Source organism: Halorubrum californiense DSM 19288 (assembly GCF_000336875.1).
GTDB classification, from domain to species: Archaea; Halobacteriota; Halobacteria; order Halobacteriales; family Haloferacaceae; genus Halorubrum; species Halorubrum californiense.
This window is the reverse complement of record NZ_AOJK01000044.1, coordinates 1-25,014: the sequence shown is the minus strand read 5'-3', so window position 1 is coordinate 25,014 and position 25,014 is coordinate 1. Positions and strand designations below refer to the sequence as shown.

14 protein-coding genes and 2 pseudogenes are annotated in these 25,014 nt (G+C 57.6%); 8 read left to right on the top strand and 8 right to left on the bottom strand.

Annotated features, from left to right (window positions below; genetic code table 11):
- From C463_RS09620 to C463_RS18605, 6 genes are all read left to right on the top strand, one after another.
- The coding region (locus tag C463_RS09620; protein ID WP_008443185.1) for an IS5/IS1182 family transposase at positions 1-255 on the top strand (255 nt) is incomplete at its 5' end.
- An 86-nt stretch (positions 256-341) separates the two neighbouring features.
- Positions 342-1,661 (top strand): methyl-accepting chemotaxis protein, encoded by a 1,320-nt coding sequence (locus C463_RS09615; RefSeq protein WP_049905773.1) that lies wholly within the window; start codon positions 342-344, stop codon positions 1,659-1,661.
- Positions 1,662-1,709: 48 nt separating this feature from the next.
- Positions 1,710-2,192: a chemotaxis protein CheW gene (locus tag C463_RS09610; protein WP_008443183.1), complete on the top strand. Its 483-nt coding sequence runs from the start codon at positions 1,710-1,712 to the stop codon at positions 2,190-2,192.
- Between the two features lie 472 nt (positions 2,193-2,664).
- Entirely contained in the window at positions 2,665-4,617 is a 1,953-nt protein-coding gene (locus tag C463_RS09605) for a PAS domain S-box protein (RefSeq protein WP_008443172.1), read from the top strand.
- A gap of 81 nt (positions 4,618-4,698) precedes the next feature.
- The gene (locus C463_RS09600; RefSeq protein WP_008443170.1) at positions 4,699-6,930 is read left to right on the top strand and encodes a PAS domain S-box protein; all 2,232 of its coding nucleotides are present in this window, start codon (positions 4,699-4,701) and stop codon (positions 6,928-6,930) included.
- Positions 6,927-7,160: a HalOD1 output domain-containing protein gene (locus tag C463_RS18605; RefSeq protein WP_152422389.1), complete on the top strand. Its 234-nt coding sequence runs from the start codon at positions 6,927-6,929 to the stop codon at positions 7,158-7,160. Before C463_RS09600 ends, C463_RS18605 begins: the two co-directional genes overlap by 4 nt.
- A gap of 236 nt (positions 7,161-7,396) precedes the next feature.
- On the opposite strand, the gene C463_RS09595 is transcribed toward C463_RS18605, so the two are convergent.
- Together C463_RS09595 and C463_RS09590 are read right to left on the bottom strand one after the other, a co-directional pair.
- On the bottom strand, positions 7,397-7,804 hold the full coding sequence (locus C463_RS09595; RefSeq protein WP_008443160.1) for a hypothetical protein: 408 nt from the start codon (positions 7,802-7,804) through the stop codon (positions 7,397-7,399).
- The gene (locus C463_RS09590) at positions 7,801-8,619 is read right to left on the bottom strand and encodes a ParA family protein (protein ID WP_049905772.1); all 819 of its coding nucleotides are present in this window, start codon (positions 8,617-8,619) and stop codon (positions 7,801-7,803) included. The genes C463_RS09595 and C463_RS09590 overlap by 4 nt, the downstream gene beginning before the upstream one ends.
- Positions 8,620-8,992: 373 nt before the next feature.
- Here C463_RS09590 and C463_RS09585 point away from each other — a divergent pair.
- Positions 8,993-9,790, top strand: a pseudogene (locus C463_RS09585) (transposase); the annotation flags it as partial.
- A 14-nt stretch (positions 9,791-9,804) separates the two neighbouring features.
- Here C463_RS09585 and C463_RS09580 read toward each other — a convergent pair.
- From C463_RS09580 to pglZ, 5 genes are all read right to left on the bottom strand, one after another.
- A complete protein-coding gene (locus tag C463_RS09580; protein WP_008443155.1) occupies positions 9,805-13,437 on the bottom strand; it encodes a UvrD-helicase domain-containing protein in 3,633 nt (1,210 codons plus the stop codon).
- On the bottom strand, positions 13,430-16,486 hold the full coding sequence (locus C463_RS09575) for a PD-(D/E)XK nuclease family protein (RefSeq protein ID WP_008443153.1): 3,057 nt from the start codon (positions 16,484-16,486) through the stop codon (positions 13,430-13,432). The genes C463_RS09580 and C463_RS09575 overlap by 8 nt, the downstream gene beginning before the upstream one ends.
- Before the next feature lie 320 nt (positions 16,487-16,806).
- Positions 16,807-19,725: a helicase-related protein gene (locus C463_RS09570; protein ID WP_049905771.1), complete on the bottom strand. Its 2,919-nt coding sequence runs from the start codon at positions 19,723-19,725 to the stop codon at positions 16,807-16,809.
- Positions 19,726-19,780: 55 nt separating this feature from the next.
- The gene (locus C463_RS09565) at positions 19,781-21,058 is read right to left on the bottom strand and encodes a hypothetical protein (RefSeq protein ID WP_008443149.1); all 1,278 of its coding nucleotides are present in this window, start codon (positions 21,056-21,058) and stop codon (positions 19,781-19,783) included.
- Between the two features lie 22 nt (positions 21,059-21,080).
- A complete protein-coding gene (gene pglZ / locus C463_RS09560; RefSeq protein WP_008443147.1) occupies positions 21,081-23,267 on the bottom strand; it encodes a BREX-5 system phosphatase PglZ in 2,187 nt (728 codons plus the stop codon).
- A 155-nt stretch (positions 23,268-23,422) separates the two neighbouring features.
- On the opposite strand from pglZ, the gene C463_RS09555 reads away from it, so the two are divergent.
- Positions 23,423-24,679 carry a hypothetical protein gene (locus C463_RS09555; protein ID WP_049905770.1) on the top strand — a complete coding sequence of 419 codons (1,257 nt, stop codon included), beginning with the start codon at positions 23,423-23,425 and terminating at the stop codon, positions 24,677-24,679.
- On the opposite strand, the pseudogene C463_RS19650 reads toward C463_RS09555, so the two are convergent.
- Positions 24,669-25,014 (bottom strand): annotated as a pseudogene (locus C463_RS19650) (transposase); the annotation flags it as partial. The gene C463_RS09555 and the pseudogene C463_RS19650 sit on opposite strands and share 11 nt — an antisense overlap.

Here is a 25,014-nt window from a genome sequence, read left to right as displayed (position 1 = left end):
TCGCTCCGCGAAGGTCTGCGTGAGCTCGGGATCAGACCGCTGATCAAGCACCGCATCTTTGCTCCGTACGACCACGCGCACAACGCGAGAATCGACGATAATCGCTACAATCAGCGCTCGATGACTGAAACTGTGAACTCGGCTGTCAAGCGCTCGCTCGGCTTCGCCGTGCGAGCGCGGTCATGGTTCCGTGAATTCCGCGAGATCGCGCTGATGTGTGTCGTCTATAACATCAAACGCTTCGTCAAACAGTGAATCTCTACGCCTTACAGCGATTCAACACAGCCNCGCGAGATCGCGCTGATGTGTGTCGTCTATAACATCAAACGCTTCGTCAAACAGTGAATCTCTACGCCTTACAGCGATTCAACACAGCCATCAAAATTAATGGTACTGAGATAGTCAGTGAACGGACGGCAACTCCGATATACGACGGGCAAGATCGACTCGTTGGTGTCCTTGAGCTGAATCGCGATGTATCAGAGAGGGGGAAAGAACAAAACCGGAAGGAAGCCCTCGAAGACTATCAGCAACGAGTGCTTGACGACCTACAGGACAAAATCAGCAGAGTAGGCCGTGGAGACCTCACAATCGATCCAACTGTCCCAGAGCCAAATGCGGACTTCGACGAAATTCAGACGGTGTACAACGAGTTCACCGAGATGAACCGTGAACTCGGTTATGCCGTCAACAGTATCCAAGACCTTGTTGACGAACTACAGTCGCTGTCGGACGACATAGCGGAGACCAGCCAGGAACTCGGCGGGACGAGCGAGGAGGTCACATCGTCCATCGAACAGATTAGCGCATCTAGCACTGAAGTGACGGAAGGTGCGGAGGATCTGGCACAGAAAGCGGAGGTGGCTTCTGAGAATGTGACCGAACTCTCTTCATCGATCGAGGAAATAACAGCCACCCTGCAGCAGATCGACTCACAGTCTGAAGAAGCGGCCTCTCTCGCAGGCGACGGAGTGTCTGATGTTTCGGATGCAATCGCTCAAATCGAGGAAGCTGTCGAAGCGATGAATGAGATTGAAGCAGCCATCGATTCGTTAGAATCCCAGATGGAAAATGTGGGGGAAATCATCGAAGTGATCGAAGATATTGCAGAACAAACGAACCTTCTGGCACTTAACGCGAATATCGAGGCCGCCCGATCCGACGAATCTGGTGATGGGTTTGCGGTGGTTGCAAACGAAATAAAAAGTTTAGCTAATGAATCTCAAGAATCGACCGCAAATATTACACAGATTATTGACGAGGCGCGGGAAGAAACAGCAGCGGTTACTGAACGATACGAAACAGTCAACGACGAAATCACCAGTGGAGTGGCTGCAGTCGAAGCAGTGGTAGATATACTTAATCAAATTGAAACGGGGATCGAAGAAACCAGTCAGGGAGTTGCTGAAGCAAGTGACGCAGTCGAGAGCCAGGCAGAAAATGCCGAGGAAGTCAGTTCTGTTGTCGAAGACACTACTGCGGCGACTGAAGAGATTACGGCCTCAATGCAAGAAGTCGCCTCAGGTATCGATCAACAGTCTACAGCCATGGACGAGGTCGCTGAAATGGCACAGGCGCTGAGTGCGCGTGCTGAAACGCTTGAAGAAAAGACAAGCGAATTCAAAGTCGATACCGACCAATCGGCATCGCTCTCGGATTAATATGCTCGAACCACTACAAATCGCCGCTAATGTGGGGTCAGAAGAGAGATGAACGGAATACAGAACCACTCAGAGCAACACGCCGACGAGAGCACGCAGGTACTCACTTTCGGCATCGCAGACCAGTCGTATTGTATCGAGCTTGAGTATGTAACCGAGATTATTGACAGCGGAGATATGACTACGATCCCTGACACGCCTGCCCACGTTGAGGGGGTGATGGATCTGCGTGGCCAGACGACGACGATTGTCAATCCGCTGGTCTTGCTCGAAGGAGAGTCGCTCAATCCCGAAGATATCGTCACCGATGGCGGTGAAGAAACGCATCGGATCATGATGCTTGATGAGAAACTCGTCGACAGTGATGGAGCACTCGGCTGGTTGGTTTCAAGTGTCTCTGCTGTGGATAAGATTCCAATCGAAACACTCGAAGCTGAGAGACTCGCCAATTCGCCGATGTTCCGAGGGGTTGTGAAACAGGATGATGACGGATTTCTGATCTGGCTGGACCCAGAGGAACTCACGGTGTGATCATCTCCCACAATCAGTCACTAATGATCGGGTTGTCAGCAACGGAGGCACACATCGGCTACAAAAAGCCTCTGAGGAAAGAACTGGCCGCGATGGTGGACGAAGTATCGAGTGTGGGTAAGCAATCGGCGGTAGATACTAATAAATCATCTGAACAATCAGGGAGGAGAATAGTTCACTGCCTGGAAATTTCACAAAGCAGAGGAAGCCTGTCACAGCTTCCAGGTAATCTCTACGACCAACTTTCTGGGTTCAGAGCCCAGGCCGACCCAAGAAATGACATTCCAATGACTGTAGGGGCGCTGAGCGGGACATCTGAGACTGTTCACGCGGATGACGGCCATATGTCCGTCGAATGGCGGTCTGACAGGGGTGGGCCGGTTTGATTGGGCAACAACAAACTGGCCACCTTCTCGATCAATGGCGACTGCCTACGGTCAGGGTCTATCCGAATGAGGTGGGTAATCGATAGATGGCAGATATTAGTGTTCCAGCGACAGAAACCAGACAGCGACTGTACTCTATCATACGGAAGGAAATCCCGTTTGACAAAAAAGCCCGTGAGGTGCTGGAAGTTGGCGCAGAGTATCTCGGTCTGGAGTACGGATACATCACCCGGATTGACAGCGAAATGGGCGATTGGGAGGTAGCCATCACAACCGACACCGAAGAGTTCCCCGTCGGGCTACGTTGTCCACTTCAAAACACACACTGTCGCGAAACCATCACAACAGAGACTCACTACGCGCTTTACGATGCCCCCTCTCTGGGGCGGGCTGACGACCCGAAACCCCAAGCCCGCAAACAGGGTACGTACCTCGGGATACCACTTATCAGCAACGAAAGCCTATACGAAACGGTCTGTTTTGCCGCTGAGGAGCCCCGCTCCGACCCATTCAGTGATGTGGAGACATGGTTTGCCGAACATCTGGCCGGGTTGCTCGAACGTGAACTCGTCCGCGACCGCGTTGAAGCCAAACTCACGAACCAAACCAACCTCGCTAGCGTGTTGAACCGTGTCCTCCGACACAACCTTCGTAATGACATCTCTGTCATCCGAGGATACACAGAACTTCTCAACGAGCAGATTGAAAATGTCTCAACCATTCAGACCACCCTTGACCATATCGATGATCTCATCGAGATGGGTCAGAAGGCCCGTGAACTAGAACAGACCGTAACCGGCGGTTCTGAATGGCGCCAGGCGGAGCTAGGGGAGTTCATACAGAGGATTGTACACGATATCGAACAGGACTATCCAGAAGCGTCCATCTCCATCGAACACGACGAGAAACTCCATGTGGATGTCCTACAGAATTTCGACCGCGCTGTCGAAGAACTCGTGAAGAACGCTGTCAAACACAGTGGAGACACTCCGACTGTCACCGTTGCTATCGATGGAGCTCCAAACGCTGCCGAAATTCGAATCGACGACGACGGTCCCGGACTCCCAGAAAACGAATGCCAAGTCCTTACGACGGGTGAGGAGACGCCACTCGCCCATGGCTCCGGATTGGGGATATCGTTGGCCCGTTGGATCGTCACCAGTCACGACGGTTCCCTCACAGCAGAAGTTACCGAAGGCGGAACAACAATGACGATAACAATTCCTCGACAGTCCGGGTTAGGCATACAACAACAGCTGACAGAACTCTCGCGGTCGCGAGACAAGTACAAATCGGCCTTCGATGAAGCGGTCGACGCGATGGTTATCGCTGACGACGACGGACGATATATCAAGGTGAACGACAGCGCAACCGACTTGTTTGGCGTGCCCGAAGAAAAATTACTCGGACGCACGATTGCCGATTTCATACCCGAGGACGTTGGTTTCGAAGAGGAGTGGCAACAGTTTCGCACTGCAGACGAACAACAGGGAACGGTTCGGATCATGCGCCCAGACGGATCCGAGAGAATCGTAGAGTACGCTGCCAAATCAAATATTGTGCCCGGCGAACATCTTTCAGTCCTGCGCGACGTCACTGAACGTGAAGAACGCAAACAGGAGCTAACGGCACTGAAACAGCGGTACAAAACACTGCTTGAGGCGGCTCCTGATCCAGTGTTTATCGCAGACATTGAAACCGGTGAGATTATCAATGCGAACGCGGCTGCCGAAACAACTCTCGACAGGTCGCGTCAAGAGATAGTCGGCCACCACCAATCAGACCTCCATCCTTCAGACAAATCTGAGCTATATCATGAACTGTTTCAAGAACACGTTCAATCGGAAGGAATGAGACGATATCTCCCCGATGGAGCGCCCATCTATATGATAACAGGCGACGGGGAGCAAGTCCAGGTCGAAATCAGCGTCGGAAGGGTATCACTTCCTGATGGTCCCGTCGCATTCGGAATCTTCCGAGAACTCACCAGTCGTATCGACTATACTAGTGAGACGGTACAGCAACTGACTACGGAGTGACAAACAGACATGGAAGGTTCAGAACGACCACCAGCTCATCAACGACAGCAACCTCTAGCACAAAGCAATGATTTCGACCTCTTGCTGAACACGAGCCAAATTACTACGCCTGGGAGAATCGACGTCCTCCACGTTGACGACGACGAGAGCATCTTAGATCTGTCTGCCACGTTGCTCGAAAAGAATCACGGTCTGTTGTCGATTCACAGCAAACTCGATGCCAAAGAAGCGCTCGACTATCTCGAAACGAACGACATTGATTGCATTGTCTCCGACTACGATATGCCCGGTCTCAACGGTATCGAGTTTCTCGAACAGGTGCGCGAGGTACATCCTGATATCCCGTTTATTTTGTATACTGGCAAAGGGTCTGAAGAAGTCGCAAGCAAGGCTATCTCGAAAGGAGTGACCGACTACCTACAAAAAGGGACTGGGACAGAACAGTACGAACTCCTGGCTAACCGGATCGACAACGCCGTTGCTCAGCGTCGGTCGGAACAACGCGCCAGCAAGATCGAACGCTGGCTCGTAGAACTCGCCGAGGAGACTACGAACATACTCTGGATTTTCACAGCGGATATGGACGACGTGATATTCATCAACTCCGCTTTCGAGGAACTCTACGGCATCCACATAGACCGACTCCACGACGATCCATTGGCCTTTCTCGACGCAACTCACCCCGAAGATCGACGGCATGTGGCGAAGGCCGTCGAACGGCTTCGGAACGGGCAGACCGTTGAAATTGAACATCGAGTTAACGAAAGCGAGGACTACCAACGGTGGGTATACGTCCAAGGAAAGCCGATCCGTACTGACGACGGCGAAGTCACCCGGGTCGTTGGCTTCATAACCGACGTCACCGAGCGCAAAGAACGCGAACAGCAACTCCGAAAGTTCCAGCGTGCCGTCGAATCCTCGGGCCACGCAATTTATTGTACAGATACTGACGGCATCATCGACTGCGTTAACCCAGCCTTCGAGGAGATAACCGGATACACAGCCGAGGAAGCGATCGGAGAGACCCCAGCTATTCTCCAGTCGGGAGAACACGAGCAAGCGTTCTACGAAGACCTGTGGCAAACCATTCTCGACGGCGACGTCTGGCGTAACGAGGTGGTCAACGAACACAAAGACGGCGAACGGTTCGTCATCGACCAGACGATCGCTCCGGTGACCGACGAGTCGGGAGAAACAACCCACTTCGTTGCGGTCAATAACGACATCACTGAGCAACGCGCTACCGAGCGCAAGTTAGGGATCCTCCAGACAGCGATCGACAATGCCCACGCGCCACTCACCCTGACCGATCCGCACAAAGAGGACAACCCGATGGTGTACGTCAACGAGCCGTTCGAAGACCTCACGGGATATACAAAGGCCGAGGCGCTTGGACGGAACTGTCGGTTCCTACAGGGTGAGGACACCGATCCTGCCACTGTAGCTCGGTTGGGGGAGGCGATCGACAACGAAGAGCCGATCACCGTTGAAATCCGCAACTACCGGAAGGACGGAACCCCGTTCTGGAACGAACTGAGAGTCGCGCCGGTGTACGACGCCGATGGCGATCTCATCCGGTATCTTGGCACGCAGCGAGACGTTACCGACCGGAAAGAACGTACCCAAGAGCTACAACACCAGAATGACCGCCTCGAAGAGTTCGCAAGCGTCGTCTCCCACGATCTTCGTAATCCACTCAATGTAGCTGAAGGACGGCTTCAGCTTGCCAAAGACGAGTGTGAGAGTGAGGAGCTATCGCACGTCGAGGGTGCCCTCGATCGAATGGGGGCGCTGATCGACGATCTCCTGACGCTGGCTCGACAGGGAGAAACGATTACTGATTTCGAGTCCATCAAGCTTGCGGCACTGGTCGAGAACTGTTGGGCCACTGTCGAAATAACGAGCGCCTCTCTCGTCGTCGAGATCAATAGTGGAACCTCGATCCAGGGGGATCAGAGCCGGCTGAAACAGGTGTTCGAGAACCTGATGCGAAACGCGATCGAACACGGCGGCCCGGATGTCACGGTGACGGTCGGCGAACTGGACGACGGGTTCTATGTAGCAGATGACGGACCTGGAATCCCCGAAGAGGATCGCGGTCAGATCTTCGATGCCGGGTATTCGACGGCGGACGCAGGGACCGGGTTCGGTTTGAGCATCGTCGACCAGATCGTCGGTGCTCACGGGTGGAGCATCCAGGTTACCGAGAGTGAGGCCGGCGGTGCTCGCTTCGAAATAACTGGCGTCAGCGGTGCTGGGTCTGCTAGCTATGAACGAGTTGGAGAAAACAATGGAGGAGACCCAAGAGTATGACCGCAGCGTATCGCCCACCCTCAGATCGAAATATGGTAATAGAACTCTGCGAAGCGCTGGAAGAACACGATGTGGACTTGGACAGTACCCCGTTGCACCAGTATGTTGATCCGGAAGCACTGGAACGAGTTGTTAATTCGCTGGATAACGACTTTGAAATCACCTTTACAATCGAAGCGATCTCGGTTACTGTGACGCCGAAAGGTGTTCACACACAGCGACGCGAGTGAACAGTCTAGCTATGACGTCGGGCAGTCCACGAAGGCATTTTCTGCCCGTATGCTTATTCTATCTTTGTGCCGGAGATTGTTTTTATTTGATCGTTTTGTCAACAGTTAGATTCGTGCTATAAGCAAGTTTCAAATTCATAGGGACCTTCGGCTGGGAGATGTAGCAGACCCCTTCTGATGGCGTATGCATTGAGTTGGCCAGTCTCAACTTCAGTCGGCCCTCGCTCTCCGCGAGGTCATTCGTCTCCGAGTTCCGATAGCCGAGCCTGAATTTCCTCAGCATCCGCATCAGAGAGCGCTTCTACACCGAACTGGACGAGTAGCGGGTAGAAGTGGCGGTTCTTCTTGAACTCGTCCTGCCCCGCCTTGCGGAGCTTCAGCTGGGACTCGAGATAGGTATCCTCCATCTCGTCGAGGACATCGTCGGGAATGTAGATCGTTCGCCCGTTCCACTCGTCTTTGATGTTCGTCTTCGTTTTGCTCGTTTCGTTCGTTTCACTCGTTGAAGTCGATTTGGTCGTTTCGGTCGATGAACTGGTTTCCACCGTTTCACTCACCTCAGTCGTTTCGCCGGAATCTGTCTCATCGTCCTCCTCTTTGTAGTTGCCCTCGATGCCGGAAGCATCACCCCAGCCGTCGCTCATGCTCTCACCTCCTCAGGTGCGGTCTTCTCAAACGTCTCATCGAACAGGTCGGCGATCTCGTTGAACAGGTCGCGTGCATCCTCGACCCGCTGGTTCTCCTTGCCGAAGCCGAAGACGGACACCCCCTCACCAATCGACTGGGAGAGGTCAGTCCGCTTCGGGATCTCGAACACGGGGAGAGAGTACGCCGACTTGATCTCCTCGATGGTGTCGCGGTGTTCGGCGTTCTGCTCGACACGGTTACAGACGATGGCGAGCCGATTGATGTCTCCGTACGCCTGTTCGAGAGAGCTCAGCTGCTTCGCGAAAATCTGGAGGCTGTTGGCGTTGAGCTTCTCGGGAATGACGGGGATTACGACGTTGCCGGTCGCGACGAGGGCGTTGTCGGTGAGGACGTTCAGGGATGGCGGCGTGTCGACGATGATGTAGTCGTAGTCCTTCTCGAGTTCGTCGAGAGTCATCTCCAACCGCTCGCGACTCTTCGGCGCCTCAAGCAGCGTCTGGATGTTTTTGTTGTTCGCGAGCTTCTCGCTCGCGGGGAGGATGTCGAATTCCTCGTGCTCGACGATGATGTCGTTCACCGACTCCATCTGGTCGAAGTCGAGAACATCGAACAGCGTCGTGCGGTCGGTATCGTAGTACAGGTCGTCGTAGCCCAGCGAACAGGTGAGCCCCCCGTGGTAGTCGATATCGACCAGGAGGACCTCGTGGCCTCGGGCGGACAGTGCGCCGCCAGTGTGAATGACGTCGGTTGTCTTCCCCGCGCCTCCCTTCTGATTCGCCACCGTGATTCGTGCGGTATTGGTATCGGTCATTATCCTCGTTTCTCTCGTTGTGTTCGTTTCGTTCGTTTCGCTCGTTTTGTTCGGTGCGTTCGGTGAGGGCGTTTCACTCGGTGAAAGGATTACTACGATGTTAAAACCAACTGTTCGTTCCGCTCGTTGAATGAAATTCGTTCGTTCTTCTCACTCCATTCGTTTCGCTCGTTTTGTTCGTTCTGTTCGTTTCGTACCCATCACTAGTGGGCCCTCCAAAGCTATCTCGAAGTGAGCAAGTTGTCGAGAAGGAATCTTAATCTACCAAATCCACCATCGAGCTGCTGTGTTGAATAGCGATCTAATCGGCTATTATCGCGGAGTAGAAGGACGAAGCCGAGGAAATCGATTCTGTCCATGGAAGTCGATCNTTGCCCGCTGGAAACACGTTGTGCTACACTGTTTTCGGCTCGAAGACGGCCACAGCTACCGTGAAACGCCGAATCGGCTGAAGTACATGTCCGAGGTTCGTAACGTCCTCGGCTTAGATCGAGACGATCTCCCAGACTACAGCACGATCTACAAATCGTTTGATCGGCTGAAAATGTGGGTGTGGCGGGCGCTGCTGCGCGTTTCCGCGCAGCAGCACCCGCAGTCTGGCCACGCCGCTCTCGACAGCACNGGCGGGCGCTGCTGCGCGTTTCCGCGCAGCAGCACCCGCAGTCTGGCCACGCCGCTCTCGACAGCACGTTCTTCGATCGGCGACGTGCGTCCTCGTACTTTCGCCAGCGAGCAGGACAGACGATACAGACCCTAAAAGTGACGACATTGACTGATGTGGAATCGCTGGCTGTTCTTGATGTTCACATCGCAGCTCGGTGGAAGCATGATACGAAGACCGGACCGCAGGNGAAACGCGGACGACCTGCAGTCCGTCGCCGCCGACAACGGCTTCCAAGACTGGCATACCGAGTACGAAATCGCCGCACATGACGTTGAGTACCTTGTTCACTACCGCGGGTCGTCAGCCAAAGCAGCCGCGAACAACGCGCTCAACCGGACAAAGGGCTACTCTCAGCGGTGGATGGCCGAAACATCGTACTCGACAACCAAGCGCTCGCTCGGCGATGCCGTGCGAGCGCTGGGCTGGTATCGGCAGTTCCGTGAAANCCGTGAAATCGTCTTGATGTTCGCCATCACCAACATAGAACCACTGTGTGAACCGCTGTAACCGTGACTCAGCATCTATTCAACACAGCACATCGAGCGTAGTTCAGATTCGATTTCCGTCATCTGCTCCGAATCCCAATTGAACCGTTCCTCTACCCCTTTGTCAGTAAACCGGAGTGAAGCTCGTACGTCACGAGTCCGGTCGTGTTGGAGGAGTGCGAGAGCGTATGCGAGCATCTGCGGTCGATAGTGTGCCGCGAGCTCATCCGACGTCGTAGCTGAGAGGTCGTTGGTCTTGTAGTCAATAATGTGGAAGGCATCCGGCATAACGAGCAGGCGGTCGATATCACCGACAATCCGCGACTCATCGATTCGGGCGACAACAGAGTACTCGTCGTGAACTTCCTGAAGCTGGACATCGGACTCGATGCGGTCCACAAATTCGACTGCATCAGCAGCGTGGTTGACAGCTTCACGGAGGTCTGCTTCAGTCGGCTCCTCACCGGTCATCCTACTCAAACGGTGGATCAGGGTGGGCCACTCATCTCTCGGTGGTCGGAGTTCGTTGATCCGGTGGACGACCGTCCCGAACGTCGTAGGGCTCAGACCCGCCGACTCTTTTCGTTGAGAGTAACTGTGACCGTTTGTAGACGCGTCTGCCACCGCATTCACGAGCGTCGTGGCCGCGATCCGTTTCGCCGGCGCTAGCGACGGCGGTGACGGAATCGATATCTCCGGTGCTGGATCAACAGCGTCATCTTCGGAGTGCCAGTCTACTGGGCGCGGCGGCCTGCGAACGGTATAAGTGGCCCCATCCATCTCGCCACGGGCCTGGCCATCCCGAATCGCCTCGGCGACGAGGGTTCCGTCGAGGAGGGCTGGCTGTACCCAGTCGCGCCACCGGTCTACATCGTCGAAAGCAGCAGGCTCGCCGAGTTTGATTGCACCGGCCTCGTCGACGTCGATGTCGTGTGTGCCGCAGAGAAGGAGGTGATCCCGTGTTCGTGTACACGCAACGTAGAGGAGCCGCTTCGACTCCGCCCGCTCCTGTGGACGGGACTGTCGGTCAGCGTACTCGTGGACGGCAGTCTTCTCGATCGAGAACGCATCGCCCGGATCCGGTCCACCGACCGCCGGCACCGGAGGGGCGTCATCAGTTCCGTCCACGAGTCGAACGTACCCGTGGTCGTCCACGGAGCGACCGAAGTTGAGGTCACTCCCGAGATCGGGAACAGTGACGATCGGGAACTCGAGTCCCTTCGCTGAATGGATCGTCATAATCCGAACGCCCTCGGCGTCACCCGGAATATCTGCTTCCCCCTCACGGGGGTCGATCTCGGCTTGACGGTCGATCCGGTGGAGCAACCCCGCAGCGGTATGAACCCCGTTCTCGCTCCAGGTGCGGACCTGGTCACGGAACTTCTCGACGTTCGCAACGGCTTGTCGACCGCGTTCGTCAGCACTCACGCTCGCCAGATACCCGGTGTCGTCGATCACTCGGGATAGCAGGCGGTTCCACGGGAGGACGCCGTTTTCGGACGGCGTCGCACACCCGCTGAGGGTCCGCCACGTTGTGAGAAGGTCAAACGCGTCCGCGAGCTGTGGATCGTCCGTCTCGGCGAGCGCCTCCCACACTGAATCGGCCTCTGCGACCGCCGGCGCAAGGCGATCATCCGCGAATCCGAACAGCGGCGACCGAAGCACCCCATAGAGGGAGACGTCGTCCTGTGGGTCACCGAGTACCCGAAGCAGGTTCGTGAGCGCCTGGACCTCGGGCGTGTCGTAGAACCCGACACCACCAACGACAGTGTAGGGAATGTCGTGTTCCTCGAGGGCGCGCTGATACCGGTCGAGATGGGTTCGCCGGCGGAGGAGGATTGCCGTGTCGTCGGGGGTGGCCTCACGATGATCCCCTGTGTCAGTGTCTTGGACTTGCGGCGGATCGTCGAATAGGTGGGTCAATCGAGCAGCGAGCGCTTGCGCCTCGGCCTCGATGGTGTGGTCGAGCGCGCCTTCGGCGACCGGGTGGTCGTCGCCGAAGAGCTCTGCCGCCGTGTCAGCGTCGTCGGGAACAGCGAGATACTCGACGCTCCCGGTCAGGCCCTCGATGTCTTCGACACGATCGCGCTGCGTGGTCAACTCCTGCGGTGGTGCTTCGTACGGTTCGTGGCTATCAGCCTCCGGCTGGAACAAGTACTCGAAGAGCTCGTTCAGGAACGATAGCGGCTCGTCCAGTGTCCGGAAGTTCCCGGAGAGTTCGAGCGCGGTCGGACTCTCGGCCTCGCTGTCGGGGACATCGTCGACACCACGGGCTTCGTTAACGGTCTGGAGTTCTCTGCGTGCATCCCCAAACGTCGTCACATCGGCGCCACGGAACCCGTAGATACTCTGTTTCTCGTCGCCGACCAGGAAGACGTTCGACGCCGTCCCCTCGTCGACGCCCGTGAGGAGTTTGACTAGCTCCCACTGGCGCGGGTCCGTATCCTGGAACTCATCGACCATCACGGCCGCAAACTGTTCTTGAAGCCGCTCCGTGACCGCATCGTTAGCTCGCAAGAACTGGAGCGTCGTCTCGATCACGTCAGGAAAATCGAGCGTATCACGGCGGTCCTTCTCGGCAGTGTAGGCTGCGAGGACATCGTCGAAGACTCGCATCAGGGCGAGCGCGTAGTGAGCGCTATTCGCTTCCAGTTCCCCCGGCGTCGTCTCGACTGCATCCGCGTGCGGTTCGACGGCCGCGATGACCGCGTCGATGGCGTCCTTTAGATCGTCGTAGACGTCACCGTACTCACCCCAGTCGTCCCGGTCACCGACGACGTACCCGGAACTGCTGTACAGGCCGCCGTTCTTCTTTTCGCAGGCCTCGTAGAGTTCGAGGATTGCCCGCTGGCAGTCGCGAGGGTCGCTTTCCTGGGGGTCGGCAGAGAGGGTCGTCGCGACCTCGGTGAGGGTCCGGTAGGCCCGACGACCGTGCTCGTCGACGATGGCGCTCTCGCGGTCGACGCGGCCCGCGACCGTGCGTAGCTGTTCAAGGAGTCCCTCCGCATACAGCGTCTGTCTAGCGTCGGCGACGTCGAGATCACAGACGACCTCCCAGCAGACGTCTACGTAGTCGTCGACCTCGGCGTCACGCCATTCATCGAGGACGGACTCGCTCTGGGGGCGCTCATCGAGTAATCCAGCGAGTACATCGACCAACTGGTCGCGACCCCAGAGCTGGGCAAGGAGCGCAACATCGTCATCGTCCTGATTGCGTTCGAGGAACTCCGTCACGACTTCGCGCTGGAGTGTCGCGGCGCCGTCTTCGTCGAGCACGTCGAAGCCGAGCGGGACCGGAGCCTCGACGGCCCGTTCTCGCAAGAGCCGCGTACAGAACGCGTGAATGGTGTGGACGTAGCCGTCCTCCAGGTCGTCAAGGACGTTTCGCCAGCGGTTGTAGGCCTCTGGTGAGTCGACAGCATTGAGCCGGTCGTACACCTCCTCCCGAACGCGCTCGGTCAGTTCGGCAGCAGCCTTTCGCGTGAAGGTGATCGTGACGATGTTCTCCGGCGTGAGCGACGGGTTTTCGGCCAGGATCGTCACGTATCGCTCGGTGAGCGTTGTCGTCTTCCCCGTCCCAGCACCGGCAGTGATCGCGACGTTCCGGCCTTGGACGAGCGCGTCCTCCTGTTCCTCCGTGAGCTGAATCTCCTCGGGGTCCTCAGTCATCGCTCATCACCGCCTCGATGTCCTCGTCGTCGCGAACACGGAGCGGGACGTACGCACCATCGTCCTCGTGAACCTCGTCGACGAACTCCCGCTTGCGGTGGTGGCGGACATCGCACGCCCGTCGGTAGTCACAGTATCGGCAGTTCGCACCACGGGCCGACAGGAGCGTCGTATGGAACCGTCCGTTGGCGATCGCCTCGTCGATCTGTCCCAGCCACTCCGGAACGACGTCATTCAGGAAGCGACGAAGGTCGACCTCTGAATCGAATTTCGACTCGACCCCGCGTGGAACCTTGAGGTCGTTGGGAGGTCGCACCTGGTAGTACGTCGCTGAGAGCGAGCCCTGCTCGAATAGGTCACCGTCGACAACCTCGGCGGCAGCGAGTAGATAGATAGGGAGCTGGAACTTCGTGCCGCCGGTCGTCTTCGTCATATACGGTGCTCGACCAGTCTTGTAGTCGTACAGCGTGAGCGTCGGTTGCTCACCGTCCCGGCTCACGTCAACGCGGTCGATGTACCCGCGAATCGAGACGGTCGAGCCGTCCGGTCGCTCAACTGTGAACGGCCCAGCATCCGAATCGGGAAGTCCCTCGCCGAATGGGGCTTCGAACAGGTGTGGGCGAGCGACGCCGTCCCGTGAGAGTTCGTTGTCGAGGAACGTGGCGAGCAATCCTCGTTCCGGCGCGTTGTGGGGTTTGCTCCCGGCCTCGTACGGCGCGGTCTTATCGTCAGTGAGGCCCGCGAACAACTCCGCCTTCCAGCGTTCGTAGAACAGGCCGTCGTACTCGAAGTCAGCATCCCCGAGTTCCTCGACAGCGATCTCGCGAAGGTGTGTCGCCAGGTCGTCCCGGTCGAAGTCCGTGAGATCGACACCATCCTCCGTCTCGTCCTGCAGATCCGCGAAGAATCGTTCGAGGACATCGTGGACGTACGACCCGGTTTCAAGCGGCGTGGGGACAACTTCGACGTCGTCGGGGTCCTCGATTCCGAGTACCTTGTCGGCGTAGAACTTGAACCCACACTCGACGTATCGCTCGATTCGACTCGCGCTGTAGGGTTCCCGCTCCGACGGAGGGTATACCTCATCGACTGTCTCGGGTTCTAACACGCCATCGTGTTCGGAGAGGCCAGCCGTTCCCCTGTTGTCCGCACAGTGGAGTCCTCGATCAGTGCGCTTGGTCTGCTCGGGGGAGAGGTCACCTCGGTCGCCGGCGCGGCTGACTGCCCCACGCCGGTCGTCCGTTGCAGCGACGCGCCGCTGGAGGTCTTCGCGGGAGCCCACGCGGTCGTCGACGCCGTCTTCGGGTTCGATGCCGGTCACGCGCTGGAGTTCGTCGAGGACCGGCGACCGGACGACGGCGGATTCGTCGTCGCCTGTCTCCGGTGTAGTTATCGTGAGCTCGTCGACGTTCGCGATGAGCGTCGCGAAGAGATAGCGGCCACGGAGGCGCTCGTCGCCGGTGTCGAATCGTGGGTGGGCGTCAGTCATCTCCTCGAAGAAGGCCGGGCGTTCCGGCGTCACCGGGAAGTGCTCACTAGTCAGGCCCACGAGGAACACCTTCTCGAACGAACGCATCCGGGCGTCGAGCAACCCCATCACTTCGACGTGACCACCGGCGGCGCGCTGCGGAACCCGGATCGGCACACCGTCGAACGCACGGGTGAACAGTGCCAACGGAGAGAGATCACTATTGACCGCCGCCAGCGACTCGAACGAGGAGAGGACCTCGTCCACAATATCGTAGGCCCGCTGTTCGACGGCTTGCTCGGCGCCGCTGGCGTAGTCCTCCGTCGCCGCCTCCAAGTCGAAGCGGTCGTCCATCAGCCGTCGGAGCGTCTCGGTTGCGTCCTCGATGTCGCCCGTTCGGAGGGTCTCCAGCGTGGCCAGCAGCTCTTCGACCAGTGAGGCGACCTCGCCGTCGACGTCGTCGAGCAGGGGCGACACAGAAACGGTGTCGCGCCGACGAGCAGCTGCCGTGACGGCGTTGGCCTGGTCGGTGTCGACGATGTCGACCAGCGGATTCGCTAACAGAGACGTAAGGTCCTCGGCCCGCGGATCTGGTTCGGCTAGATTCAGCAGATCGTGAACGACGCTCCCGGTGAACGTCCGGTTCAGCTGTGAGACGGCAGTCGTGACGTGCGGAATGTCGAACGTATCGAACGTGTCCTCAACGTACCCCGAATAGGCCTCCGTCCCCGGGACGACGACAGCAAGGTCGTCGGGATCGCGCCCACCGGCCAACTCGGTTCGGAGCTCGCGAGCGACGAAGCGAATCTCGCGCTCGGGTGTCGGGAGTTCCCGCCACCGAAGGCCGTCTGGAACAGGGACGGTGTCAGGATCCGGACGGTAGAGTGACTCGGTGATCGTACCGAAGGCCCGCCCGGACTCGTTGACGGGCTCGAGTTCCACTCTCTCAAAGTCAAGTGCTTCGTAGACCTCCAAGGCGTCCTCCGCAACAGTGTCGACTCCGCTCCGACCATCTTGGTGGAGCGGCAGCAGCGCGATCACCGGGAGTTCGTCGACGAGACGTTCAATGAGGCGGCGTTCGACAGGACGGAACTCGTGATACCCCGATAGGACGACGGCGTCCAGTTCCGGAGAGAGGGCCGAGAGTGACTTCTCCGTCGTCGCAACGGCGTCGAACATCTCTCCCCGGGTACAGACCCACTCGTCGACGTAGTCGCCGTGGAGGTCCCGGTAGTGGCGGTAGGCGTCGACGGTCGCTGTCGCAATACGGTCATCGAGAGCAGAGCCCTCGAATTCCGCTGCGAGCGCGTCAGCAGTCCCAACGCCGGCGTCGTCGAAGAGCGAGAAACGACTACTAAACGAATCCGCGAGAGCGGCGGAGGCGGGTTCGCCGGCGAGAGCGCCATCTGTCTCGGCTGTTGTTCGGTCGAGTGCGTACTCCGCGAGCCGGCGATTCAACTGCCCGGTGAGGGGTTGGACCGGGCCCTGGAGATCTTCGTACCACTCTCGAACGACCGCATCAAGCGTCTCGGCACGAAGACGGAGAGATTTGTGCGAAGCGGCCCAGCTGTCCTCGACCATACTCCGCCGAGCGTCGTTCCGCGTTATATACAGGACAGAGCCAAGAGAATCATCAGCCATCTGGTCCGCCCGTTCAAAAGCAGCTTGTTCTAAATGTGAATGTTGGGAACCAGTTAGAAGCGTATTATTCATCGAATACTACCCAACAAGAGGTCCATCTCACTTCACTCTTGGCGAGACAGTTTTGTCAGGGAATGGGATATCAGAGTTGCTCTATTGGCGTGTCAAACCTGAACTGCCAGGATTAGATTGGAGACACTGTACTGCAGGAATCTATCTATTCACGTTTGAATCGGCACTAGCTAAAGCTCCATACATACTCATAATGGGAGAGTCAAACAGTAGTTCTCAACCTCGGGCGCCAGTGAGATAATCCGTTCTCGGCGCTCTAATTCACGGCGACGTGTCTCGATTCGTTCTTCGAGCTGTTCAAGACGCTCCTGTTGGCCACGGATCGCGATGTCCATATCCGAGCCTGCGTCGGATTTGCGCTCGTACTCCTCAATGAAGGACTCGATCCGTTCTCGTTCCGCCTGTGCATATTCCTCGAGATTATCCAGCTCCCGAGCGGTCTCCTCATGACGCTTCTCCTGAAGATGGTTCTTGATCTCGTTGACTCGTACGCTCACATAGCGATCGGCGGCCGTCCGTAAGTCGGACTGAGCGTCGAGAATCGTCCGAAGGTCGTCGACGTCTGGCTTTGCTGCTACCGAGTCGCCCTCGACCACACGTTCACCGAGCGCCTGCTGGGCGTCCTTTTGCGCAGCTTCAACGAAGACGGGGATCGTTTCCTCGCGAATCACGTCGCCGGTGCCGTCCTCGAACGCCACGCGATAGTTGTAGGTGATCCCCGGTGTGTCGACGAACGGAAGGAGTTTGAGCCCGACTTCGCCGCGCTCATCCTCCAACACGCGTGTCATAAGCCGCTGTAGGACATCCGTATCGGGAGCGAGGTAGATGATGTCCTCGTGGTCCATCGCGAAGTCGCGGTCGAACGTGAACGGGCCGAACGTCTCGTCTTGGCCGGGCGAATTGATCCCGTCCGGTAGTTCGGCTTGATAGAGGTTGGTGCCGCGCTTCTCGAATTCTCCGCCGAAGGCTTCGACTGCTCGCTCGAAGAATTCGCGGATGTCTCCCTCGCTTCCGTAGACGTCCTCCGACTCGTCGACGACTTCCTGAATCTGCCGGCGGCTCTCCGCGTCGAACGTGCTCGTATCGACGAGGCTCCGCTCGTACCACTCCTCAAGCGTTCGCTGACGCTCTTCGATCATCTCCTCGAGTTCCTCTTTGGTCGCACTCGGCGGTTCGTCGTTCTCGATGGACTCCATGATGAGCGAGTCCACGTCGATGTCGTCGAGGATGCCCAGCACGTCCGCCGTGTTCCCGAGCTGGGAGCGAATCTCCTCGACCTTGGTTTGGAGCATCTCGAAGATCTCGCTCTCGCGAGTGTCATCGAAGAGGAAGTTCCAGACCTTGACCTCCTCCTCCTGTCCGTAGCGGTGGATGCGCCCGATCCGCTGTTCGAGCCGGTTCGGGTTCCAGGGCAGTTCGTAGTTCGCCATAATGTGGCAGCTGTGCTGGAGGTCAATCCCCTCACTCGCTGCGTCGGTCGCGAAGAGGAGCCGCGACTGGCCGTGATTGAACTCGTCTTCGATCCGCGTCCGTTCCTCCTTGTCTACGTCGCCGTGAATGACGAGAATCTCGTCAGCCCACGGCTCATCCTGCACGTACTCGAGGAGGTAGTCGAGCGTGTCTCGGTACTCCGTGAACAACAGAAGCTTCTCGTCTGGTTGCTCCTCAAGTAGTTGGGAGATGAACCGCCTGACCTTCTGGGCCTTGGAGTCGACCGGCAAATCCTCCGCCAGCGAGACAAGATCGCGGAGCGTATCGATCTCTTTTTGGAGCTGTTCGTCGGTGCTGGTGACGGTCAGGCCGGCGATTTCGTCCTCCGCGTGTTGCTTGTCGTCCTCGTCTAGATCCTCGCCATCGAGGTAGGCTCGTGCTTCCTCGGAGAGGCCATCAGTTTCCGCCTCCTCCTCGAGGAGGTCGTCGAGCCGTCGACGGAGCGTGGCGTGAATCGCGCCAACGCTGCTCACCAGCCGTTTCTGCATAAGCGCCATCGCGAACCCGACCGCAGGTTCGTTCAGCTTCTCCGAGCGGTTGTAGACGTTTTTGACGTAGTCGGTGACCGCCCGGTAGAACTGCCGCTCGTCGTGCGTCATCGAGACTGAGACCGAGTTGACCTCGCGGTCTGGGAAGACGCGTTCACCATCCTCGTCGTAGATGTCGGTCTTCCCGCGACGGATCATTACACGGTCGACTGTCTCCTGTGAGAGTTCCCGGTTCTCTGCGACAAGGAACGGGTCGATGTACTCGACGAGTGAGCGGAACGCCTCGCCCTTCCCGTCGTGCGGTGTCGCGCTGAGTAGCAACAGCGAGTCGGAGTTCCCCGTGACGGTGTCAACCATGTTTGCCGTCTTGCTCGGCGAGTCGCCCCGCTTTGCAGTCTTGTGTGCCTCGTCGACCACGACGACGTCCCAGAACGCGTCCCGGAGTGCGGGCCGGAACTCGTCCTGTCGCAGGAACGCCATGCTGGTGACGAGCTGTTGCTGGTCTTGGTTCCAGATGTTGGCCTCCTCGCCAAGCCGCCGACGCTCGCCTTCGACCCAGGCCCGGTCGGCGACGGTGAGATCGACGTCGAAGAAGCGATCCATATCCCTAATCCACTTCTTCTGGAGGTGCGCGGGAACGACGAACAGAACACGGTCGGCGCGATTCCGAGCGGCGAGTTCCTTCAGGATGAGACCGGCCTCTATCGTTTTCCCGAGCCCGACGTCATCGCCGATGAGCGCCCGCTGGCGAAGCTTCTGCATCACCCAGTTCACGGCGTCGAGCTGGTAGGGCTCCAGTCGAACGAGCGAGTTCGAGATGCTCAGGAGTTGTCCCTGCTCGTGGGCGAGCTTGAGTTTTGTCGCCTGCGTGTGGAGGTCGAACCACTGTGCAGACACAGCTTCGTGATCCGGATGAAGATCATCAATACGCTGGTTGGACAGCTCCTCGATCCCGGATCGATGCGGCTGAATCTCGACATCGTCGAGACAGACCGTCTTGGCACCCTCGCCATCGATGTATGCTCTTAGGTACTCGATCTCGCCGACCCGTTGGGTTTTGATGACTTCAGCCGGCGCTCCGTTGAGTATCACCCGCTGTCCTGGAGAGAATTGGATAGAGTCCGTCATCGAGTGATATGTGCTTCAAGACTACACGCCGTCTTCAAGATTGCCAGTCCGCGCACTATCGGCCCTCCGTACCGGCGAACGACCGTAGGGTACGTTCGATCTCCGACTCAACATACTCAATCTCTGCTCGGTAGACATCTACGATGTCGGCGTAATACTGCGGTATCTGTCCAGCCAGCTCCCGACTCTCAAACTCCTCGGTGTACGTCTCCAGAATCGAACCCTCGGCAGCTTCGTTGACCAACGTCCGTTCTTCGTTCTCGATGAATTGTGTGAGGACTGGCTTCATTACCGAATCTGGAATGTCGAAGGCACGCTCGGCCGGCAGTACCGGTTCGAACAATCCTCCGCCGAGATACGGTACGTCGCTGAAAACCTCGGGGAGTTCGTCATCGCGTTGCGGTGGCGGGGTCGAAAGGGCATCGTAGAACAACGGCTGGAGGTATTGAGAGTAGAAGCTTCCACGGAACCGATTGAGTCCCTGATTGTGTTCACTCCATTGGGCGTGGAGCGCGACACGCTCGAGGATACCGCGGTCAGCCAACAGCTTCACGAAGGCGAGCCGATCAACCAGTAGTGCCGCGAAGGCCAGTTCCTCTGACTGTGAGGCGTCCGGGGGATCCTCAATTGCGTCCACGAGAGCCGAGTCCAGATGCTGGTACTCACCGTTGCCGGTGGTCACCTCCAAGTAGAGGTCGTAAAACTCGGTCAGTCCCCCAATAGCTCGCCGGACACCGTAGTGATTGAACGTCTGGTAGAAGTCTCCCAACACTCCTTCAACGGTACTGTTGTCCTGCAACTCTTCGGTGTAGCTGACTAATCCTTGATTGCGGGCAATCCGTCGTACCGCTGGTGCGATATTCTGCTCTTCGACGACGGTAACGAGGTCTGCTCGCCCGCGTTCATCCGTTTCGACAGCGTACATTCCCCAACGGAATCCGTCAGTCGAGAGTCCGTACTCGTATCGGCGTGAGTCGAGGTAGCCCTCGATGTCACGCTTCGCAGTTTCGAAGTTGTTGACCGATTTGTTCTCCCCGATTACTGTCTCAGAGAGATTGTCGATGCGGAAGTCCGGCTGTTCATCGCTGTCTCCAACGGGATAGTACGGCCGGGGGGTGTACTCGTAGCCGAGCGTCTCCAGAATCGGCCAGATGAGATCGTCTTCGACACATCGCTCGGGCGTTTGGCCAAGGTTCTTGCTCTGAAGTGTGCCGTCTGCCTCAACGATCTCACTGAGCCGCGGTTCGTCCATCTGGTTGTCGAGCGTCGTCAGGAAGTCGACGATGTGACTCCGAATTGCGGTGGTCGCTTCTTCTATTTCCTGTGATGACATAGATGAGACGTTTCGAGAGAAATTAGCCCTGCGTGATGCTGATGAAATCAAGCACGAACTCCTGTGGGAGCAGTCCGCCGTGGTAGAACCGTGCGTCACCGAGGCCTTGCTTTCTGAACCGCTTGAGTGGGCTCGCAAGGACGCTGACGTTGGCGTCGAGATACCCCAGTCGTGAGCTGGAGTCGAGTAGAACGCCGGGCGAATCTCCGTCCACATCCTCCCCGGCGATCCACCGGCGCCCAGAGTCGGACGCTTCTGTCGGCCGCGAAATTCTCTCTGACGACGCGTTGTCCGGGAGCAGGACGAATCCGTGGTCGGTCAGCACATAGGCTTGATCCCACTCCCCCTGTTCGAGTTTCGTACCAATGAACTCCGCGAGCGAGTCGACGCGTCGTGCCAGCATCGCCTCAAGATCGCTGAGTTCCTTCTCGCCGATGTCGTCGATGTCGTTCTTGAAGTAGGCGACACGCGTCGACTGCCAACCGTCGTCCTCCTCGCGAGTGACCGTCCAGCCGTCGCCGTTCAACAGCGACTCGCGGCGGTTGGTCGTCACGCGCCGGTTGTTTCGGAGGGGCTGTAACTCGCCGTCGACTAGCGAGACGTCGAACATTTGGATCTCTCCCGGCGTGAGTGCGGCCTTCCCGAACTCGGTCTCCGAGGGAAGCGTCCCGAGCCAGACGTCTTCGTCGACGGCGAACTCGGGGGCATGAGATGGGAGCGTCGCTACGTAGTCGCGCAGTTCGTCCGCGAGCCGGCGGGCGAGGTCGAGCCGGAGCGCGTCGATGACGAATAAGGCGACCGTCTGGCCGCTTTCGAGGCCGTCGGACTCCTTCGTGAAGAACTGGTAGGAGTGATCCTCGTCGACGAACGGCGCGCCGGCTTCGACGGTATCGGTGACGAGGTCACCGAGGTCTTCGAGGTACTCGACGTATTCCGACTGGAGCTGCGTCCGGAGGTCGTCGAGCGCAGCGGGATGATCGTCGGGGAGGTCGGATTCGGGCTCGCCGGCGACGACGAGGTTGAGCACCGCGTTGTCGATCTGCCACGTACCATCGTCCGGGTCGGCGTAAAGCGAGACGACGTCGTCGGTCGCGTTCTCGTCCCACGTCTCGAGCTGGTGCGCGAGCCGAGCGATCTCCGCAGCCTGTTCCCACGTCCGCGTCCACGGGCTGTCCGGGCCGAAGGCCCCTCGGTAGGTGCCGCGGAAGTCCTCGCTTCCGAGGAGGGCGTCGTGCCGCTTCTCAGCGCGCTCGAGACACTCCTCGTAGTCGCCGTCGTCAAAGGACGCGTGCCACTCCTCCCAGAGGCGACGTTCGAGGGCAGCGTCGACGATACAGTCCGCGAGTTCCCACGGGTCGTCGACGTCCGCGACGACGTCGGGCCAGATCGCCTCGCCGAGGTAGCGGTCGGCGAGGAGGCTGGCCGAGGTGGTGTTGTTCAACAGCGACTTGAGTTCGGGGAGGTCGTGGTCGCCGGCCGTCTCAGCGCGGAACTCCCTCGGGAAGCGTTTGGCGTCGGCGCCGGCGTGGATCAGCCACTCGGCGACGGCCCATCGACGCGTCGCCCCGACGATCCCCACCGGTTCGTCCTCGCTGGCGACCGCGTCGACGCCCTCGCTGGTCAGCAAGTCCTGCATCTGCTCGATCGTGTCGGGGCTGTCGTCGATGTCGCCCCAGCCGTTCTCCAGCACGAACGCGACCGGGTCGGTGTAGCCGCCGGTGACAATCTGCGTGCGGAGCTGTTCGAGCGTCGGGAGCTGGCCGCCGGTGAGCTGGTCGTGGAGAATCCGCGCGATCTCGCGGCGCTTTGTGGGGTCGTTCGCCCGCGTCGCGGTTTTTAGCTCCCACGCATCGAGTTGTCCGCGTTCGAACGCGTGGACGGTGAGGTCTTCGATGCTCATCTCCACTTCGCCGCCCGTGTGTTCGACATCGCGGAACCAGTCGAAGCCGCCCTCTGTGTCTTCGGGTTCCTTGACGTGTGGGACGTACCAGACCTGTTCACCGTCGACCGGGTCGGCACGGAGTTCCAGCGGCGTTTCCCCGGAAATTTTCAGGTGAACGCCGAGTTCGTCGCAGGCCTGCTCAATGATGTCCTCGAGGTAGTTCCCATCGTCCCACCAAAGGACAATTGGATCGGACGACTCTGCCCGGTCGAACTCGCTCTGTATGGTGTTTTTTGCAGCTTCGGGAAGGGTCTGTTTTGCCTGCATGAGTAATTAGAGAATAGCGAACATGTTATTCTGCCTGTATGTGGATGTGACGTTCATCGATTTATTAACTTCGCTACTATCCACTGATGCGACTAGTGTATCAGCCGATATTTATTTTATACTGGCATATCTGGATATAGTAATAATAGATTTTCATGTCTCAGCAAACTACAACCCCGCTGGTTTTCGACCAACCCGAATTTTGGTACAAGATCGACGTTGATTACGAGGAAGCACAAGAATTGGTTCAGAACAACGAGGAAGAAGAGGATTCGACTTCAGAGGGTGATTCGCAGAGTGAGGCAGATGAAAGAGAGGAAGATTCAGAGGGTCTTGAACAAATTGAAGTCGCACTTCTAGAAGTATTTATTCGGCGAAAGAAACGCGTCATCGAGGACAAACATGACTCCATCAGCGAATTCAAACAAAGAGTGCTGACGGCAGACGATGATGACGCGAGAAGGTTGTTGAACGAAGTGTATGTGGAGTATATCTGGATTCAGAATCAGGAAGGAGAGGTGTTCAAGAGCGGTACAGATCATTTAACAGAACTCGATTTGGTTGACGACGAGGAGAACCTCGTACAGGAGACGATCAACAACGAGTTTGATCTCCTGTGGCCGGGGCAGCCTACAATTGGAAAAGAGGTAGACGATGGTGAAATTGTCGCGCGACGGTATCTACAGACGAAACCGGTTGTCGTTCGGAAGTACGAAAACTCATTCGAGGTTCGAGGTCGCCAGTCGGATCGGAAGAAAGTCGTAACGCGGTTACGCTCAGATGATGATCTCCAAGAGCGGCAACCGGAACCGGCAGAAGAACCGATTGTTGGCAAGGTAGAGAACCTCCTTGTCGAGGATAATGAGGAGTTCCGTGTAGTAGGCGTCGACTTTGCAGAATCCGAACTCCCCGAAAACTCTAGATTACGGGTGAAGAATGAACGGTCAATCTACAGAGACATCCACTCGCTTCGGGACGAAAACCTCGTCTCTTTCGACGGAATTTCTGAGGTAAACAAGCTATACCTCAAAGACATACGCCACGGTGGCAAGTTCCGTATTGAACTCACTCACGGTGTCGACGGGGTCGAATTCGAACTCAAGACCAATCATAAACTGGATGAACAGCGCAGTCGCTTCAAGCAAGGTTTTACTGCCGTAACGGGTATTGAGTTTGAGAAAATCTACGAGTATGGCTCACAGGATGAGGAATATCTATTTAATCGGATCCTCGCCGAACGAGGGACTGCGTACGAGAATTACTATGATGAGCTGAGCGATGAGGTAAAGGATGTGCTGGAAGGCAACGCAGACGAAACAGGTAACGGACTGGTCAGTACAGAAGTCGAGGAATTCAAAACCTGTTCACACTGCTTTGTTGAATCCGATGATGGCGTGGGGATCACTGTTTGAGAGCCCGTTCGAGGTTGTAGACTGTGGCGGTCACCACGAGTTCGCGGAACTCGCGGTACCAAGCGCGAGGGNAAGGCAGTCTCGGCCATCCAGCGTTGGCCGTATAATTCGCTGTCCAACCGTGCGTTGTGGGCGTGATCGTACGCAGCGAACAATCGGTGGCGCAGCAAGGGCCGGACGCCCTCTGAACGGAGGGCGTCCCGGAGAGATTGGTCGTCATAGCCTTTGTCACCGGCGAGACTCTCGATTTTCTCGGTGTTGCGAAGAGCGACTCGACGGCCAGTTTGTGTGTCGTGAGGCCAGTGTGCCGAGCAGTGGAGATCGAGGATGGCACA

Excerpts from the sequence above, each read along its gene's own strand:
- pglZ (WP_008443147.1), bottom strand. The coding sequence starts at position 23,267 with ATGCAGGCAAAACAGACCCTTCCCGAAGCTGCAAAAAACACCATACAG.
- C463_RS18605 (WP_152422389.1), top strand. The coding sequence starts at position 6,927 with ATGACCGCAGCGTATCGCCCACCCTCAGATCGAAATATGGTAATAGAA.
- C463_RS09610 (WP_008443183.1), top strand. The coding sequence starts at position 1,710 with ATGAACGGAATACAGAACCACTCAGAGCAACACGCCGACGAGAGCACG.
- C463_RS09590 (WP_049905772.1), bottom strand. The coding sequence starts at position 8,619 with ATGACCGATACCAATACCGCACGAATCACGGTGGCGAATCAGAAGGGA.
- C463_RS09570 (WP_049905771.1), bottom strand. The coding sequence starts at position 19,725 with ATGACGGACTCTATCCAATTCTCTCCAGGACAGCGGGTGATACTCAAC.
- C463_RS09575 (WP_008443153.1), bottom strand. The coding sequence starts at position 16,486 with ATGGTCGAGGACAGCTGGGCCGCTTCGCACAAATCTCTCCGTCTTCGT.
- C463_RS09555 (WP_049905770.1), top strand. The coding sequence starts at position 23,423 with ATGTCTCAGCAAACTACAACCCCGCTGGTTTTCGACCAACCCGAATTT.
- C463_RS09605 (WP_008443172.1), top strand. The coding sequence starts at position 2,665 with ATGGCAGATATTAGTGTTCCAGCGACAGAAACCAGACAGCGACTGTAC.
- C463_RS09580 (WP_008443155.1), bottom strand. The coding sequence starts at position 13,437 with ATGACTGAGGACCCCGAGGAGATTCAGCTCACGGAGGAACAGGAGGAC.
- C463_RS09565 (WP_008443149.1), bottom strand. The coding sequence starts at position 21,058 with ATGTCATCACAGGAAATAGAAGAAGCGACCACCGCAATTCGGAGTCAC.
- C463_RS09595 (WP_008443160.1), bottom strand. The coding sequence starts at position 7,804 with ATGAGCGACGGCTGGGGTGATGCTTCCGGCATCGAGGGCAACTACAAA.